General features: G+C 57.0%; 13 protein-coding genes and 1 pseudogene. 4 read left to right on the plus strand and 10 right to left on the minus strand.

Going from position 1 to position 14,831, the window contains the following annotated elements; translation table 11 throughout:
* Nucleotides 1-133 precede the first annotated feature (133 nt).
* The gene (gene hrpB / locus TU84_RS04800) at nt 134-2,656 is read right to left on the minus strand and encodes an ATP-dependent helicase HrpB (protein WP_048367582.1); all 2,523 of its coding nucleotides are present in this window, start codon (nt 2,654-2,656) and stop codon (nt 134-136) included.
* Nucleotides 2,657-2,692: 36 nt separating this feature from the next.
* Nucleotides 2,693-3,166: a DEAD/DEAH box helicase gene (locus TU84_RS04805; RefSeq protein ID WP_048367583.1), complete on the minus strand. Its 474-nt coding sequence runs from the start codon at nt 3,164-3,166 to the stop codon at nt 2,693-2,695.
* Between the two features lie 89 nt (nt 3,167-3,255).
* Between TU84_RS04805 and TU84_RS04810 the strand changes: the two genes are divergently transcribed.
* A complete protein-coding gene (locus TU84_RS04810; protein WP_048367586.1) occupies nt 3,256-3,675 on the plus strand; it encodes a hypothetical protein in 420 nt (139 codons plus the stop codon).
* A gap of 13 nt (nt 3,676-3,688) precedes the next feature.
* Nucleotides 3,689-4,585, plus strand: coding sequence for a cation diffusion facilitator family transporter (locus tag TU84_RS04815; protein ID WP_048367588.1), 897 nt, complete (start codon nt 3,689-3,691; stop codon nt 4,583-4,585).
* A gap of 44 nt (nt 4,586-4,629) precedes the next feature.
* On the opposite strand, the gene TU84_RS04820 is transcribed toward TU84_RS04815, so the two are convergent.
* The 5 genes and pseudogenes from TU84_RS04820 to TU84_RS04835 all read right to left on the minus strand — a co-directional run bounded on the left by TU84_RS04820 (nt 4,630) and on the right by TU84_RS04835 (nt 9,070).
* Nucleotides 4,630-5,694, minus strand: a complete 1,065-nt coding sequence (locus tag TU84_RS04820) for a DUF6515 family protein (protein ID WP_048367590.1) — start codon at nt 5,692-5,694, stop codon at nt 4,630-4,632.
* Between the two features lie 256 nt (nt 5,695-5,950).
* The gene (locus TU84_RS04825; RefSeq protein WP_048367591.1) at nt 5,951-6,208 is read right to left on the minus strand and encodes a bacteriocin immunity protein; all 258 of its coding nucleotides are present in this window, start codon (nt 6,206-6,208) and stop codon (nt 5,951-5,953) included.
* Nucleotides 6,198-6,569 (minus strand): annotated as a pseudogene (locus TU84_RS26650) (hypothetical protein). The gene TU84_RS04825 and the pseudogene TU84_RS26650 overlap by 11 nt, the downstream one beginning before the upstream one ends.
* Nucleotides 6,570-6,681: 112 nt before the next feature.
* Nucleotides 6,682-6,933, minus strand: coding sequence for a bacteriocin immunity protein (locus TU84_RS04830; protein ID WP_048367593.1), 252 nt, complete (start codon nt 6,931-6,933; stop codon nt 6,682-6,684).
* A 4-nt stretch (nt 6,934-6,937) separates the two neighbouring features.
* Nucleotides 6,938-9,070 carry an S-type pyocin domain-containing protein gene (locus tag TU84_RS04835; RefSeq protein WP_241486379.1) on the minus strand — a complete coding sequence of 711 codons (2,133 nt, stop codon included), beginning with the start codon at nt 9,068-9,070 and terminating at the stop codon, nt 6,938-6,940.
* Between the two features lie 888 nt (nt 9,071-9,958).
* Between TU84_RS04835 and TU84_RS04840 the strand changes: the two genes are divergently transcribed.
* A complete protein-coding gene (locus TU84_RS04840; protein WP_048367596.1) occupies nt 9,959-10,438 on the plus strand; it encodes an Lrp/AsnC family transcriptional regulator in 480 nt (159 codons plus the stop codon).
* 153 nt (nt 10,439-10,591) lie between these two features.
* Nucleotides 10,592-10,801, plus strand: coding sequence for a DUF2788 domain-containing protein (locus tag TU84_RS04845; RefSeq protein WP_048367598.1), 210 nt, complete (start codon nt 10,592-10,594; stop codon nt 10,799-10,801).
* On the opposite strand, the gene TU84_RS04850 is transcribed toward TU84_RS04845, so the two are convergent.
* The 3 genes from TU84_RS04850 to TU84_RS04860 all read right to left on the minus strand — a co-directional run bounded on the left by TU84_RS04850 (nt 10,796) and on the right by TU84_RS04860 (nt 14,824).
* A complete protein-coding gene (locus tag TU84_RS04850; protein ID WP_162207676.1) occupies nt 10,796-11,362 on the minus strand; it encodes a pseudouridine synthase in 567 nt (188 codons plus the stop codon). The two genes, TU84_RS04845 and TU84_RS04850, sit on opposite strands and share 6 nt — an antisense overlap.
* 143 nt (nt 11,363-11,505) lie before the next feature.
* A complete protein-coding gene (gene amn, locus TU84_RS04855; protein ID WP_153335827.1) occupies nt 11,506-12,978 on the minus strand; it encodes an AMP nucleosidase in 1,473 nt (490 codons plus the stop codon).
* A 196-nt stretch (nt 12,979-13,174) separates the two neighbouring features.
* Nucleotides 13,175-14,824 carry an acyl-CoA dehydrogenase family protein gene (locus TU84_RS04860; protein WP_048367601.1) on the minus strand — a complete coding sequence of 550 codons (1,650 nt, stop codon included), beginning with the start codon at nt 14,822-14,824 and terminating at the stop codon, nt 13,175-13,177.
* Nucleotides 14,825-14,831 lie beyond the last annotated feature (7 nt).

Genomic DNA, 14,831 nt, shown 5'->3' on the forward strand with positions numbered 1-14,831 from the left:
CTACTTCCATGGCTTTTGGCGCACAAGGCTATGTGAAAACCCCAGTGGCGTCCATGCCCAATAGCATTACGCCACCAACCCTACGACGGGAGGCCAAAAGTAGCCCGTAAATTCCATTGCAGCAGCCCGCCATTCAGGACTTTCTGGGCTTGGCTCTGGCGGTCGCCTCGGCCACTAATGGATCTTCAGGCCAATAGTGTTTTGGGTATCTTCCCTTAAGATCTTTCTTTACTTCTCCGTAAGTGCTGCGCCAGAAATTAGCGAGATCCTGGGTCACCTGTACGGGCCTCCGGGCCGGCGACAAGAGATGCAGAACCAGCGGTTGTTTTCCCTGAGCTATGCGAGGTGTTTCGGCCAGGCCAAAAAGCTCCTGCAGCCGCACAGCGAGGATTGGTGGATGCTGCGAGTAGTCGATACGAATACTCGAGCCGGAAGGCACCTGGATCGTCTGAGGAGCCTGAGCCTCCAGTTCTTGCGGAAGCGGCCAAGGCAGGAGATTTCTGACTATCGAAGACAGATCCAACTGGCTGAAGTGGCTGAGCCTGGTGACTTTGCCCAGGTACGGGGTGAGCCACTCTTCAAGTGTATCCAGGAGGTTGACATCGCTGAGGTCGGGCCACTTGCTTTCCGCCTGGCCATTTTGGATATCAAGCTGACGCAGCAAATCGACCCGCGCTTGCCACTGCCGCAGCTCTGGATTCCAGGGCAGAAGCTCGATTCCCTTGCGCCTCACTAGGTTGACCAAGGCCAACGAACGGGTTTGCTCATCAAGACTCGGCAGGGCTGTCGTCGACAAGATGAGTTGCCCAACCTTCAACTGCCGCTCAGCCTTCAGCACCCCTTCCCTTTCATCCCAATCGACCTCATCGACAGACCTCACAAGGTCAGCCAGCTCGTCATCGAACAGAGCCGGATCGAGGTCACTCGCCAGGTAGATCCGCTCCTCACGCTGGCCTTGCCGGCTACCCAGGTCGGCCACCACCAGCCACTCGTGCTTGGTAAGAGCATCAGGCTCTGAGAACACGGCAGCCCGACCGTTGGAGAGACGGTACTCGGATGCACTTGCACGCCTCTGCAGGCCGATTCGGTCAGGGTAGGCGAACGCCAGTAGGCACCCTACCCATCGTGGGTGAACGGGCTCGCTGACGGGGCTAGAGGCCTTTCCACGTAGGAGGGATCGGAACTGCCGAGCAGACTGCTTCACCCGCTGGAGGGAGCCACCACTACGACGTGAATGTTGTTCGCCTGACAAGGCACTCAGTCTGGTGTGAAGGTCGCCACCTGCACCACGCAGGATGTCCTTCTCACCCAACAGCGCCGCGATGTTGCACCCAAGGTCATCCAGGCCCATTTCGTTGCCTTTGATGAGCATGTGAGCGATCCGTGGATGCGCTGGGAGCACACTCATGGCCGATCCGTGCGGTGTGATCAGTCCAGCATCGTCAAGTGCGCCCAGGCGCTTTAGCAGATCCCTGGCCTGGCCGAAAGGAGCGGATGGAGGTTGGTCGAGCCAAGTCATCTCTTCCGGCTTCATTCCCCACCGGGCCAACTGGAGTGCCAAGGCTGCGAGATCTGCCTGCAGGATCTCTGGGATGCTGTAGCCGGCCATTTGCTCGTGCTGCGATTCCGACCATAGGCGATAGCAGACACCTGGCTCCAGTCGTCCTGCCCTCCCAGCTCGCTGAGTAGCGCTGGCCTTCGAGATACGCTGTGTGTCGAGTCGGGTCATCCCACTGCGAGGATCGAACTTCGGCACTCGCTCAAGACCACTGTCTACCACCACCCTGACGCCTTCGATGGTCAAGCTGGTCTCAGCGATGTTCGTGGCCAGTACGATCTTCCGGGAGCCCTTTGGTGCCGGGTCTATCGCAGCACGCTGTGCGTTCAGGTCGAGGTCACCGTACAGCGGGCATACGATCACCTCTGGACGGCTGCTCAACTGCTCCTTGAGGTCTTCTGCCACCCGCCGAATCTCTGCCTGCCCAGGAAGGAAAACCAGGACGCTTCCAGACTGCTCGTTGATGGCGGCCAAGCATATGTCCGTAACTCGCGCATCGATTCGCTCGCCCGGCTGATAGGGGGTACCCCAAACCGTTGAGACTGGATACATCCGCCCTTGACTGGTGACCACAGGCGCATCATTCAACACCTTTGAAAGGCGAGCACCTTCCAGTGTTGCGGACATGAGGAGCAGCTTGAGCGGGGGCTCATCGCGCAGCAGTTCGCGGGCACTCAGGCACAGAGCCAGCGCAAGGTCGGAGTCAAGGTTTCGCAGATGGTATTCATCGAAGATGACCACACCCACTCCAGCGAGCGCAGGATCATCTTGTAGCCGGCGAGCCAGGATACCTTCGGTGACGACTTCAATCTGGGTTCGCGGGCCTACCTTGCTTTCAAGGCGAATGCGGTAGCCGACTGTTTCACCAACCTTCTCTCCCAGCTCACTCGCCAAACGCTCAGCCGCCGCCCTAGCAGCCAACCTGCGAGGCTCGAGCATGATGATCTTCTGCTCAGCGAGCCAAGGTTCATTCAGCAGCGCCAGTGGCACTCGGGTGGTCTTGCCCGCACCAGGTGGCGCTTCGAGAATTATTTCGTGGCGGTTGGCCAGGGCCTCTCGTAGGTCTGGCAATACGAGGTCAATAGGTAGAGAAATCATCGAGGCTCCCAAATCAGGGAGGCAGTATACGACGGGCTATATAGAGACGTGATTCAACCCAAAGACTGTAAAGAGTGGAGCCGGTTTTTTTTGACAAGAAATCGACGATTTATGTGCATTCAGCAAAACATGGAACTCATCAAAAATCAGCAGCCCGATGCCTTCCAGCGCCGGGTCCTCTTGCAGGCGGCGGGTCAGAATGCCTTCGGTCACCACTTCGATGCGCGTGGTGGGGCCGACTTTGCTGTCCAGACGGATGCGATAGCCCACGGTTTCGCCGACCTTCTCACCCAGTTCGCTGGCCAATCGCTCGGCGGCAGCCCGTGCTGCCAGGCGCCGCGGCTCCAGCATCACGATGCGCTGACCGGCCATCCACGGCTCATTCAACAGGGCCAGCGGCACACGGGTAGTTTTACCGGCGCCGGGCGGTGCTTCGAGCACCGCTTCGTGGCGCTCACGCAAGGCTTGACGCAGTGCAGGTAAAACTTCATCAATCGGCAAAGAAATCATGGTGGCTCCAGAACAGAGCGGCGAGTATAACGGCGAACGGTTATGCGTTAAGCGTGGTCTTAATTCTTCAGCGTGTTAGAGGTTTTCCTATGCGTACATTTTCCCGCGTCATTGGCGGTGTCGTGGTTGCGACGCTGCTCACTCAACTGACCGCCTGCGGCAGTATTTTCTTTCCAGATCGTCGTGGTCAGATTGATGGCAAGATCGACCCGGTGGTGGTGGTGCTCGATGGCATCGGGCTGTTGTTTTATGTGATTCCGGGCCTGATTGCGTTTGGCGTCGACTTCGCCACCGGCGCTATTTATTTGCCGCCGGGCAAGACCGCACAAATCGCCCCGGAAAAACTTCAGGAAGCCATTGGTGCTGACAGCAAAGTGGACAACAGCAAGCTGCAGGCCATTCTGGAAAGCGAGCTGGGCCGCAGCTTCCCGCTGAACGATCCACGCCTGATCCAGCACAAGGGCAGCACCCAGCAATTAGCGATGTATGGCTTGATCCCCACAGCCTGATAAAGGAAGGCCAATGACCAGCAGCCCGGAACACGCACGCCTGTTACGCCTGGCCACCCGCGCCTCGGTGGCGGTGGCCAGTATTTTGATCATCACCAAAGCCATCGCCTGGTGGCTCAGTGGTTCGGTCAGCATGCTCGCCGGTCTGACAGACTCATTGCTCGATGGCGTGACCTCGTTCCTCAACCTGCTGGCGGTGCATTACGCGCTGCGCCCGGCCGATGACGATCACCGCTATGGGCACGGCAAGGCGGAATCGTTGGCGGGCATGGCGCAAGCGCTGTTTATTGGCGTGAGTGCGGTGCTTATTGCCTTTCAGGCGTTCGACCGATTGAAACACCCCGAGCCGGTCAACGCGCCGTGGATCAGCATTGCCGTAATTGTGTTCTCGCTGGTGATGACCGTGGGCCTGCTGATCCTGCAACACCGCGTAATCAAAGCCACGGGCTCCAATGCGGTGCGGGCAGATTCGCTGCATTACCGTTCGGACCTGATGCTCAACGGCAGCATTCTGGTTGCGCTGGTCTTCGCCGCCGTGGGCTTCTCGCAGCTGGATGCGTGGTTTGGTCTGGGGATTGCGGTGTACATCCTCTGGAGCGCCTTCCAGATTGCACGCGAGAGTTTTTCGGTACTGATGGACGAAGAGTTACCCACCGATGTCAGCGAAAACATGCTGGCTTTGGCCTGCGCTGTGCCGGGTGTTTTGGGCGCGCACGATTTACGCACCCGGATCTCGGGCAACATCTGGTTTGTGCAACTGCACCTTGAGCTACCGGGCCAACTCAGCTTGCTGGACGCTCACACCCTGAGTGACCAAGTGGCGGCAGCCATCGAAAACACCTACCCACGGGCCGAAGTGCTGGTGCATGCGGACCCGCAGGAGGTCGTTAAACCCAAGGCAGCGCCGTAGTCGCTGCCAAAGGCTGCGAAGGGTTGCTGAGCAACCCGGCAGTTTCAATACGTCACCTGATACCCACGACTATTCAAGCAATTGCCCTCAGCCTGCCGGTAGGTCTGCACCACGGCCGGCGCGGGGGCGTAGGCGATGTGGGCCGGGTCGAAATGGCTCTGGTCAACCGCCCAGCGGTAGCAGTCGTAACGGTCCTGATCAATTTGCGCCGGGGTCTGGCCATTGGCCGGATACGCCACCACGTCATAGCCGTTACTCACCGGTTGCGGCGCTGGCTGCACAATCGTCGCCGGTGGCTCGACCACAATGTAGTCCTGGGTTGCCGGCTGGTACGCGTAATAAGACCCGGCCGCGAGGAAGAACAGCGAACTGCCTACCCACACCTCACGCGCATAACTGGGGATGATGCTGACGCGAATCCCGTAGGGCGGCTGCACCACGATGTAGCGCGGACCTTCGGGGCGATACCAGTAGCCCCCTGAAAAGAAGAAATTCTGCCCGCGATACGGCACTTGGCGATATTGGCCCGGGAAACGGTCAATGGCGTAACCGGGGCGGTATTGCGGGCCTGGGCCCCAGCCATTGCCATGCCCGTCCGGGCGACCGGCCCAGCGCACATCATTGGGGTGAACGTTATTGCCACCGGGCCTGAAATTTTGGCCACCGGTTTGCCAGTTCTGGTTACCGCCACGGTAGGGCATCTGAGTCTGCTGCACAGCATTTGGGCGCGGCTGAATCGGCAGGTTACTCACAGGCGGCCCAGGATGCTGCTGCCCTGGGCGCACCTCAAAATGCTGTTGAGGGCCAGGATTGCCGGGCTGTGGATGAAACTCCGGGCGAGGCTGATTAGCCTGCGGCGGGCGATTTTCAGGGCGTGGCTGATTGCCTTGCTGTGGCCGGTTCTCTGGGCGCTGCGCATTGCCCTGCCAACCCTCCGGTCGGCCCTGGCGCTGCTCACCGCGCGGCTGATTACCTTCTTGCCAATGCTGACCACCGTTGGGCCGTGCTTCTTGAGAGTTTCCATCCCCTCGCTCATCAGCCAGTACTTGGCCGGTGACACTCACACAGAGCAAGCCAACCGTGGCCAAACGCCAGATGCGCGATTTCATGATGTTCCTCACTCGGGTTAGGGGACGCGTAATCATAAGACTGGAAAACCGTAAAGCGGTTCTGCTCAAGGCTAGGGGTTGCGTACTTTATTTTTGGGACGGCTAGCACCTGCCAGGCAGAACGGGCCTCAGTGTCAATCACATGTAAAGCAACTCTCCGTCTTCTTCAAGAATGCTTCCGGGCCTCAGCAATAAAGAACCTCTTCAACGAAATGCAGACTTTAGCCACCGCTAACTGTGGCTGGACAGGGTTTAATTACACAGTTTTAAAACCAGGCTTGCCATTGGCTGCTCGCCATTCCTTAACTTTTTTCATAACGGCCTCAGGTGTTGCATCTTCATTAGAATCAGCATAGTAAATCAAGTCGGATCCATCGGGATGCTCAGTCACTCGCTCAAATTCTAAAACCGCAGCAATTTGCTCCTCCTCGCTCTGATAGCCAGCATCACAGACACTCTTAAGAAACAATAAAAAATCCGTCTCTGTATAATCCTCTAGCCTTTTAACTCCCATTTAACTCTCCATCCATATGTATTTGCGCATGACGCCTAGGCGAAATAATCAGCATATTGTCAAAATCGAATTTTAGCCCATCATTAGAAATATATGTAACGTGACGAATCTCAAACTTAACCTGCCCACCAACTCAATCTCTCTTTCGAACAAAAGGAGCGCGACCGTTTTTCATCTCAGAAAAATTATTATCAATAAAATTCCTAGACAGCTCAGCATCATTAGCCACCGCCGTCCAAAACGCCTCTCTAAACGCCCCGAAGTTCCTGAACTCCCGACCACGAAGCTGGTCGGCAATCTGCAATAGGATCGGGGCCCCTTCGCCTTGCGATGCTGCGCCTAACCAGATCCCCGTTACTATCGGCCCTGCTCACAAGCATCAAATAAGATAGAGACAAACAATTCTCCGTTGGCCACAATACAAGCTAAATTAAAATCTCAGTCACCATTAGCGGTGACTGAGCATGATTTAATTACACAACCTTAAAACCTGGCTTGCCATTAGCTGCTCGCCACTCCTTAACTTCTTTCACAATCCCCTCTGGCGTATCAGCGCGATCGTCTTTTGGATAAAAAATCAAATCCGACCCATCAGGATGCTCCGTCAATCGCTCAAACTCAAGAACCATTTTAATATCTTCTTCCTCAGTACGTTTGCTGCTATCACATAGAGACATCACAAAATCTAAAAATTCTTCTTCCGTGTAATCATTAATTTTTTTCATGATCTTACTCCTCTACCCTGTGTATTTCTTTATGGCGCCTTGGCGTGACTACAGCAATATTATCAACATCATAAACAGCCCCACCCTTCGAAACATAAACCTTGTGATGGAGTTCAAACTTGATAGCAGCTCCCGCTCGATCAGAGGTCTTTACGTATGGAGCTTTTCCATTAACAACTGCTGATAAATTTTGCCTTTTTAATTGCTTTACTAGTTCAGCATCATTAGCCACCGCCTTCCAAAACGCCTCTCGAAACGCCCTGAAGTTCCTAAACTCCCGACCACGAAGCTGGTCGGCAATCTGCGATGGAATCGGGGCCCCTTCGCCTTGCGATGCTGCGCCTAACCAGATCCCCGTGACCGCCTGACCTGCTCCTGTTGCAACCCCCGGATCCTCACGACGGTCCTTGAACATGACATACAGCGCAGGTAAACCAGAATCCGCCGGAAACACGGTAATGAAGTCGTCAAACCCGGCTTCAGCAAGCCCCGGGAAAGTGTCAATTCTTCCTTCAACAGGCGTTACCGTTACACCCGTGTAGACCGGTGGCGCAGTGGGTTCAGCAGGTAAGGTGGTCGAGCTATTGCCTGGGTTGACGATGGGTGTCCATGTCAACGTTCGGGGCGGCACGTCCTCAGTGGTTACGCTGTAAACATTCTGCTCAGCGTTAAAAGTAGCAGCTACTACCTTTACGTTCGACGGTACGACCCTCCCGTCGGCCTTGGCGACGAAAACTTCAGACTGCCCGTCAGCTGCTGTTTTGGAGCTGATGCGTACGGGCAAGTCAACAGAGCCACCCGAGGCGGCAATAGTCCATAAGTTCTGCCCATCGTGCGAAATCAGATCCGATAGCGGCGTACTGAAAGCATAACGTTCAGGCAATTCGCCATTGGCCAGCTTGGACGAGTAGACCAGAGCAGACACACCGACAAAAAACCCCGACACCGTACCCGCCGCCAAGCCAGTTATCGCTGCAATTGAAGAGCGAATAGCCGCTTGCAAAGTCACTGCCGCCGCATCAATAACCGCAGCGGTGCCTGCGGGGGTTAGAAACAGCGAACTTGACGCTGATGCAGGGCCGGGAGCTTTAAACGTATTGGCTACGCGGATAGCCTCTTTAGCACGCGCTTGTTCGTCTGCTACACGCTTGGCCTCTGCCTCGGCTGCGAGGCGGGCCTGTTCGGCAGCTTCAGCAGCAAGCCGTTGCGTTTCCAAGGCCTGCTCAACCTGATTCGCTCGCTCGGCCAGAGCGCCAAGTGCTTTCGCGGTGGCAGTAAGGTGCCTGGCAGACTCAACCTTGAGCAACGCATCGTGGTAGCTCTGCCATTTAGTCCCTATCTCCGTGTGGCCTTGTAAGTAAACCAGCTCGTGGAGCGCTTCCAGTTCAGGTTTGCTTAAGGGGGCTTTTATGTTCGGGTTCTCCACCGGGAAGTGGAATGTAACGCCGCCACTACTAAAAGAAGGGGGCGCGTAAGCAGGGTTAACCGCAGCCAATTTAGACGCGGCCATATGTTCCAATGTCGACCGGTAATGACCCAAGGCTTGAGCGGGCGACATGCCGTCCATCACGCCCGCTGCCGCAATAAACTCGGAATAGAGGTTTTCCGGCAATTGCTGGGCGTGGATATCTCGTTCCTGAGTAATGATTTCTAATTGCTGAGACGGTGCGAGTTTGGTCTCAGCAGTTTGAGCCTGCTCTATTTTTTGCGCCTGCTCTGCAAGTTTCCCTGCAAGGTCCGCTGTTGAAAGCGACAGCACTTTAAGCTCCATGGCCGACTTATAGACCGTGTCAAACAGTGCGTATAAGTCCATCAAACTTTCGGGGGTGGTGTTTCCCGAATTCAGAAGCTCGCTCATTTTCTGACGCGGTAGCACTTCCATCAAAAAATAAGGGCTCAAGCTATAGAGCCCATAGATAGCAGGCGCAATAGTGGCGTAACGAGATATTTTTGAAGCGATCAGGTCTAATGTGGCCTTTTGTTCACGTACAAGAGCCTCAGCAGGCGTCAAAACTTGATTCTCTTTAGCCGCCTGTTTTGCTGCCTCCCATTCTCGCTGGGTATCTGCTAATAAAAGGTTGAGTCGTGCACTGTATTCGTGATCAATCGCTTTTAGGCTGTGGATTTGCTCATTCATGAACTCAGTCATGACGTGCGGTGTGGCTACATTACGAATGCTGCTCTCGCCACCTAACCCTCTGTGCGGGCCATCATTTATCCCCCAAGCTATTTGGCCACCTCCGATTAGAACTTGAGGCTGATTACTCACCCTGATTGATACGGGTCCTATCGCGTAGGAGCTAGGGCCTAGCACCCTATGTGCGCCTAAATACTTAGTTATTTCATCCTCCATATAAATCCCCTGCTGTCATTCTAACTGTTTAAGGAACCTCCCAAGACACTCGTAAAATAGTAATACTAATTTAGATAACTTATACGTATCTAACGCATTTTCAGAAATGAACCATGACGTTAAAGGTTTTATACTTAAAAAGAGAAAGACACTTCCGAAAACAGTGAACGAATAGTCCTATGCAACTGCAACAACTTAAACACCACTCAATAACCATCTAATAAATAAAGCTTTAGAGCTCTTCTAATTAATGACTTTACTTTCTTATATGCTCAGTTCAATTGCGCAGAAGGCCTTGGGTCTCCAAGCGCTACGAGCGTTAAAGTGTTATGCACGCCAAGTTGGGCGCGCGCGCAATAAAAAAGGGCGACCCGTCGGTCGCCCTTTGAATTTTTCCGTCCTGGCTCAACACTTGTGATGTTGGCTCACCTCGCCCCGTCTTCTGGACAGTGCGTAGCCCGGGGGCCGGGGCAACCCTGTTGGGTTGGCGGCCGCGGCAGGCCTGATTCGGCGGCCGCAGTGGACTCTATGTCCGGGCAGTGATTCTGGTAATAAGAATAGGCCTGGGGAGCCGGCAGAGGATTGCGAAGATTGCTGAATAAAATAGCACTTGCGCAATTTTTGCCTTCAGATGGATACTTTGCCGCAATAGTTATTACAAAGGGTGTCTACGTGAGCAAACTGGACCGGTACGACCTAAGCATTTTGGCGGAATTACAGCGTGATGCGCGCATCTCTAACCAGGAATTGGCCGAACGTATCGGGCTGTCGCCTTCGCCTTGCTCACGTCGGGTCAAGCAACTGGAAGACGACGGCTATATCTCGCGTCAGGTCGCGTTGCTGGACCGCAAGCTGCTCGGGTTGAGCCTCACGGCCTACGTGCTGATCGGCATGGACCGCCATACCCCTGAGCGTTTTGAGAACTTTGAAGCGGCGATTCGTACGCTGCCGCAAGTGCTGGAGTGCAGCCTGGTGACGGGCATAGACGCCGATTACCAGTTGAAGGTGGTCGTGCCGGACATGGACCATTATCAAAAGCTGCTGCTGGGCCACTTGACCCGGATTGATGGCGTGACCAGCGTACGTTCCAGTTTTGTGCTGAACCAGGTGCTCAACAGCACTGAGTTGCCGTTGACGCATTTGCGTACGTGATTAACACCCTGTAGTCGCTGCCGAAGGCTGCGATGGGTTGCGTAGCAACCCCGGCTCAGCACGCACAAACGAAGGTCCTTCGGCCCTTATCGCAGCCTGCGGCAGCGGCTACAGGATTGCGAGCGCCCCAACACGCGATCGATGGAGACCCCAATGGATCCTGCCGTATTTGAAGAATGGATGATGACGATACTGGTCAGCGTGCTGATCCTGTTTATGGGCTTTATCGTCTGGGATCTGGCGAAAAAGTCCAAGGCCGGGCGCTTTGGTTCGATGATTCTGTTTTTTGTGCTCGGGCTTGGGGTCGCCGCGTTTGTGATCAAAAGCGTGGTGATCGGCCTGATCGAGTCGGGCGCGTTATAACCGCGCCGGCACTTCTTTGTAGTGGCCTTGCTCCAGCCCCTCAATCGTCCAGTCGCCGATGCGCACCCGCACCAGACGCAGCGTCGGCAACCCCACCGCCGCCGTCATGCGCCGCACCTGGCGGTTACGCCCCTCGCGAATCACCAGCTCCAGCCACGACGTCGGGACGCTTTTGCGAAACCGCACCGGCGGGTTACGTGGCCACAATTCAGGTTCTTCCAGCGCTCGCGCCTCGGCGGGCAGGGTTTTGCCGTCATTCAATTGCACGCCGTCACGCAGTTGCTGCAACTGCTCTGCTGTCGGCTCGCCCTCCACCTGCACCCAATAGGTTTTTGGCAGTTTGTGCTTGGGATCGGCGATTTTGGCCTGTAGCTGGCCGTCATTGGTCAGCAGCAGCAAGCCTTCGCTGTCACGGTCCAGGCGCCCGGCCGGGTAAATCCCCGGGATCGGGATAAAGTCTTTGAGGGTCGCCCGCCCGCCTTCGTCGCTGAACTGGGTCAGGACGTCGAACGGTTTGTTGAACAGAAACAATTTGGGCTCAGCTGGCGGTGCCTTGGCCACACGGCGATTGGCAGCAGTGGGGCTGGTGCTTTTGGGCGCCGGACGGCGTGGGGCGGGACGAGCAGGACGGGACATGACAAAAAGAACATCTAGCGATCAGGGCTGGTCATGCTAGTGCCCTGATCGCTAAATGACCACTTGAATCAACGGAATGGCGGTTCGTCGAAGCTGCGCAGTTTGCGCGAGTGAAGCGAGTTGAGCTGGCCGCGCATCAAGTCGACGGCAGCGATGCCGATTTTCAAGTGCTGGCTCACGGCCCGTTCATAGAACGCGTTGGCCGAGCCCGGTAGTTTGATTTCGCTGTGCAGGGGTTTGTCCGAGACACACAGCAACGTGCCGTACGGCACCCGCAAACGGTAGCCCTGGGCCGCGATGGTGCCGCTTTCCATGTCCACCGCCACCGCACGGGACAGGTTGATCAGCGGACGCTCCTGCGCCCAGCGTAATTCCCAGTTACGGTCGTCGTAGGTCAGCACGGTGCCGGTACGCAGGCGTTTTTTCAGCTCATCGCCACGCTCGCCAGTGACCTGAGCGGCTGCTTCCTGTAACGCCAGTTGCACTTCGGCCAGTGCCGGGATCGGGATGTTCGGCGGTACGACGCGGTCCAAAATTCCGTCGCGACGCATGTAGGCGTGAGCCAGCACGTAGTCACCGATGGTCTGCGATTGTCGCAGCCCGCCGCAGTGGCCGATCATCAACCAGCAATGCGGGCGCAGCACGGCCAGGTGGTCGGTGATGTTTTTCGCGTTGGAAGGGCCAACACCGATGTTCACCAGGGTGATGCCGTGGCCGTCGCTGGCCTGCAAGTGATACGCCGGCATTTGATAGCGATGCCAGACCACACCGGCAGCAATTGCCTGGGCTTCGCCGTAGTCCATGGACTTTTCGATGATCACGTTACCGGGCATGACCATGCGCACAAAGCGCGGGTCATCACGCAGTTGCTCAAGGCCATGGAGGATGAACTGGTCCACGTAGCGGTGGTAGTTAGTCAGCAGGATCCACGGCTGCACATGGCGCCAGTCGCTGCCGGTGTAGTGCACCAGGCGGCGCAGCGAGAAGTCGACGCGAGCCGCATCAAACAGCGCCAGAGGCAGCGGATCGGTGTTTTCCCAGTCGTACAGGCCATCGGCGATGCCATCGGTGGCGGCCGACAGGTCGGTACTCGGGAACACCCGCGCCAGCGCGGCGGCCGTTACGCCGGAGCCCGCGAGCTCGTCGCCCTGCTCAACCACGTACGGGTACGGAATGTCTTGCTGGCTGACACCGACTTCGACCACCACGGTGAAATCACGCATCAACGGCACCAACTGCTCCAGCAGGTAGTGACGGAACGCGGCGGGATGGGTGACGGTGACGCTGTAGGTGCCAGGCAGTTGCACCTTGGCATAAGCACGGGTGGTGGTCGGGACTTCGCCATGGATGCGGTAGGTCAGACGCAGTTCCGGGTAACGAAACAGGGCACGTTCTTCCGGGGTCGGTTCGATCCGGTCTTTCAGGTAGCGCTTGAGTGCCTGGCTTAACGCCGTGGTTGCGCGTTCATGCAGGGCCGCAAGGCGGTCGACAGCCTCGGCAGCGGTTGAAACGACAATAAAAGCTTCGGTCACGATAAGCATCCTGTCTTCTGAACTGGCAGGGCTTTATCTTGCCTGTATCAATCGTTAAAGCATACCGGGCACACCACAAAACCCTGTAGCCGTACGATCGGTGGGAGCGGGCTTGCTCGCGATTGGATTGACTCGGTGCCACAGACAGACCGAGTTGTCTTTATCGCGAGCAAGCCCGCTCCCACAGTGCATGGGTGGGTGAGGGTTAAAGGATGTGCGGGGTTGAGCGCTCAACGATGGCGGCGACGTTCAGGCCGCGTGGCAGGTTGCCGTAAGCGCGACCGCTACCGTGTAGCCGACTGGCAATAAAGGCGTCGCTGACGTCGCTGTTACCGGCTTCCAAAAGCAGTTTGGCCTGTAGGCCCAAGGCAATGTCTTCGGTCAGTTGTCGGGCGCGGTATTGAATGTCATCGGTGTCTTTAAAGGCCTGCTGCAACTGGCCAATGTGCTGCGCCAAACGCGCATCGCCATGGCCGTCGCCCAACTCGGCAAACAACGCGTCCAGCACGCCCGGTTCTTTGGACAAGGCGCGTAACACGTCGAGGCATTGCACGTTACCGGAGCCTTCCCACGTTGAGTTGACCGGCGCCTCGCGGTACAGACGCGGCAAGATGCTGTCTTCAACATACCCCGCGCCGCCCATGCATTCCGCCGCTTCGTTGATCATGGCCGGGGCGCGCTTGCAGATCCAGTACTTGCCCACGGCGGTCACCAACCGGGAGAAACGGGCCTCGTGGGAGTCATCCAGATGGTCCAGCGCGCGGCCCATGCGCAGGCTCAAGGCCAGCGCGGCTTCGCTTTCCAGCGCCAGATCTGCCAGCACGTTTTGCATCAAGGGTTGTTCAGCCAACACCCGGCCGCCCACCAAGCGGTGCGCACAGTGATGGCTGGCCTGGGTCAGCGCCTGCCTCATCAGCGCGCTGGAGCCCACCATGCAGTCGAAGCGGGTCATGGCGACCATTTCAATGATCGTCGGCACGCCGCGCCCTTCTTCGCCGATCATCCACGCCAGCGCCCCACGGAACTCGACTTCGCTGGAGGCATTTGAGCTGTTGCCCAGTTTGTTTTTCAGGCGCTGGATGTAGAACTCATTGCGGCTGCCATCCGGGCGGTGGCGCGGCAACAGGAAACAGCTCAGGCCTTTATCGGTTTGCGCCAAGGTCAAAAAACCATCGCACATTGGCGCCGAGCAAAACCATTTGTGCCCGAGCAGTTCATACGCCTGCCCCGGCCCGGCAGCGCCCACAGGGTAGGCGCGGGTGGTGTTGGCGCGCACATCGGTGCCGCCCTGTTTTTCGGTCATTGCCATGCCCAGGGTGACCCCGGCTTTTTGGCTGATGTCGACGTTACGCGGGTCGTATTCCGTGGCCAGCACTTTGGGCAGCCACACGCGGGCAATGTCCGGTTGCAAGCGCAAAGCCGGAACGCTGGCGAAGGTCATGGTCAACGGGCAGCCACTGCCGGCTTCGGCCTGGCTGTGCAGGTAGGTCATGGACGCCCGGGCCACATGGGCGCCGGGCTGCGGGTCGGTCCAGGGCAAGGACGGCAGGCCGTGCTCAATCGCGGTACGCATCAGTTCGTGGTACGCGGGGTGAAAATCCACCAGATCGATCCGATGGCCAAAGCGGTCATGGCTGACGAATACCGGTTTGTGTTCATTGGCCAAAAAGCCCGCTGCCATCAACGGCCCACCGGCCAGCGCACCGTACTGGTCAATCCGCCCTTGCGCCCAACCCGCACCGAAGTGCTGGCTCCAGTGCTGCAACGGCAGGTCGATACGGTACAGATTGACGCCGTCCAAAGACGGCGGCTGATTGGTCACCTGATGGGTTTCGGCGTATTGATGCAGGTTCATGGTGCGG

Origin of the sequence: Pseudomonas helleri (assembly GCF_001043025.1) — a bacterium.
GTDB classification, from domain to species: domain Bacteria; phylum Pseudomonadota; class Gammaproteobacteria; order Pseudomonadales; family Pseudomonadaceae; genus Aquipseudomonas; species Aquipseudomonas helleri.

Excerpts from the sequence above, each read along its gene's own strand:
- hrpB (WP_048367582.1), bottom strand. The coding sequence starts at position 2,656 with ATGATTTCTCTACCTATTGACCTCGTATTGCCAGACCTACGAGAGGCC.
- TU84_RS04805 (WP_048367583.1), bottom strand. The coding sequence starts at position 3,166 with ATGATTTCTTTGCCGATTGATGAAGTTTTACCTGCACTGCGTCAAGCC.
- TU84_RS04810 (WP_048367586.1), top strand. The coding sequence starts at position 3,256 with ATGCGTACATTTTCCCGCGTCATTGGCGGTGTCGTGGTTGCGACGCTG.
- TU84_RS04815 (WP_048367588.1), top strand. The coding sequence starts at position 3,689 with ATGACCAGCAGCCCGGAACACGCACGCCTGTTACGCCTGGCCACCCGC.
- TU84_RS04820 (WP_048367590.1), bottom strand. The coding sequence starts at position 5,694 with ATGAAATCGCGCATCTGGCGTTTGGCCACGGTTGGCTTGCTCTGTGTG.
- TU84_RS04825 (WP_048367591.1), bottom strand. The coding sequence starts at position 6,208 with ATGGGAGTTAAAAGGCTAGAGGATTATACAGAGACGGATTTTTTATTG.
- TU84_RS04830 (WP_048367593.1), bottom strand. The coding sequence starts at position 6,933 with ATGAAAAAAATTAATGATTACACGGAAGAAGAATTTTTAGATTTTGTG.
- TU84_RS04835 (WP_241486379.1), bottom strand. The coding sequence starts at position 9,070 with ATGAATGAGCAAATCCACAGCCTAAAAGCGATTGATCACGAATACAGT.
- TU84_RS04845 (WP_048367598.1), top strand. The coding sequence starts at position 10,592 with ATGGATCCTGCCGTATTTGAAGAATGGATGATGACGATACTGGTCAGC.
- amn (WP_153335827.1), bottom strand. The coding sequence starts at position 12,978 with ATGCTTATCGTGACCGAAGCTTTTATTGTCGTTTCAACCGCTGCCGAG.
- TU84_RS04860 (WP_048367601.1), bottom strand. The coding sequence starts at position 14,824 with ATGAACCTGCATCAATACGCCGAAACCCATCAGGTGACCAATCAGCCG.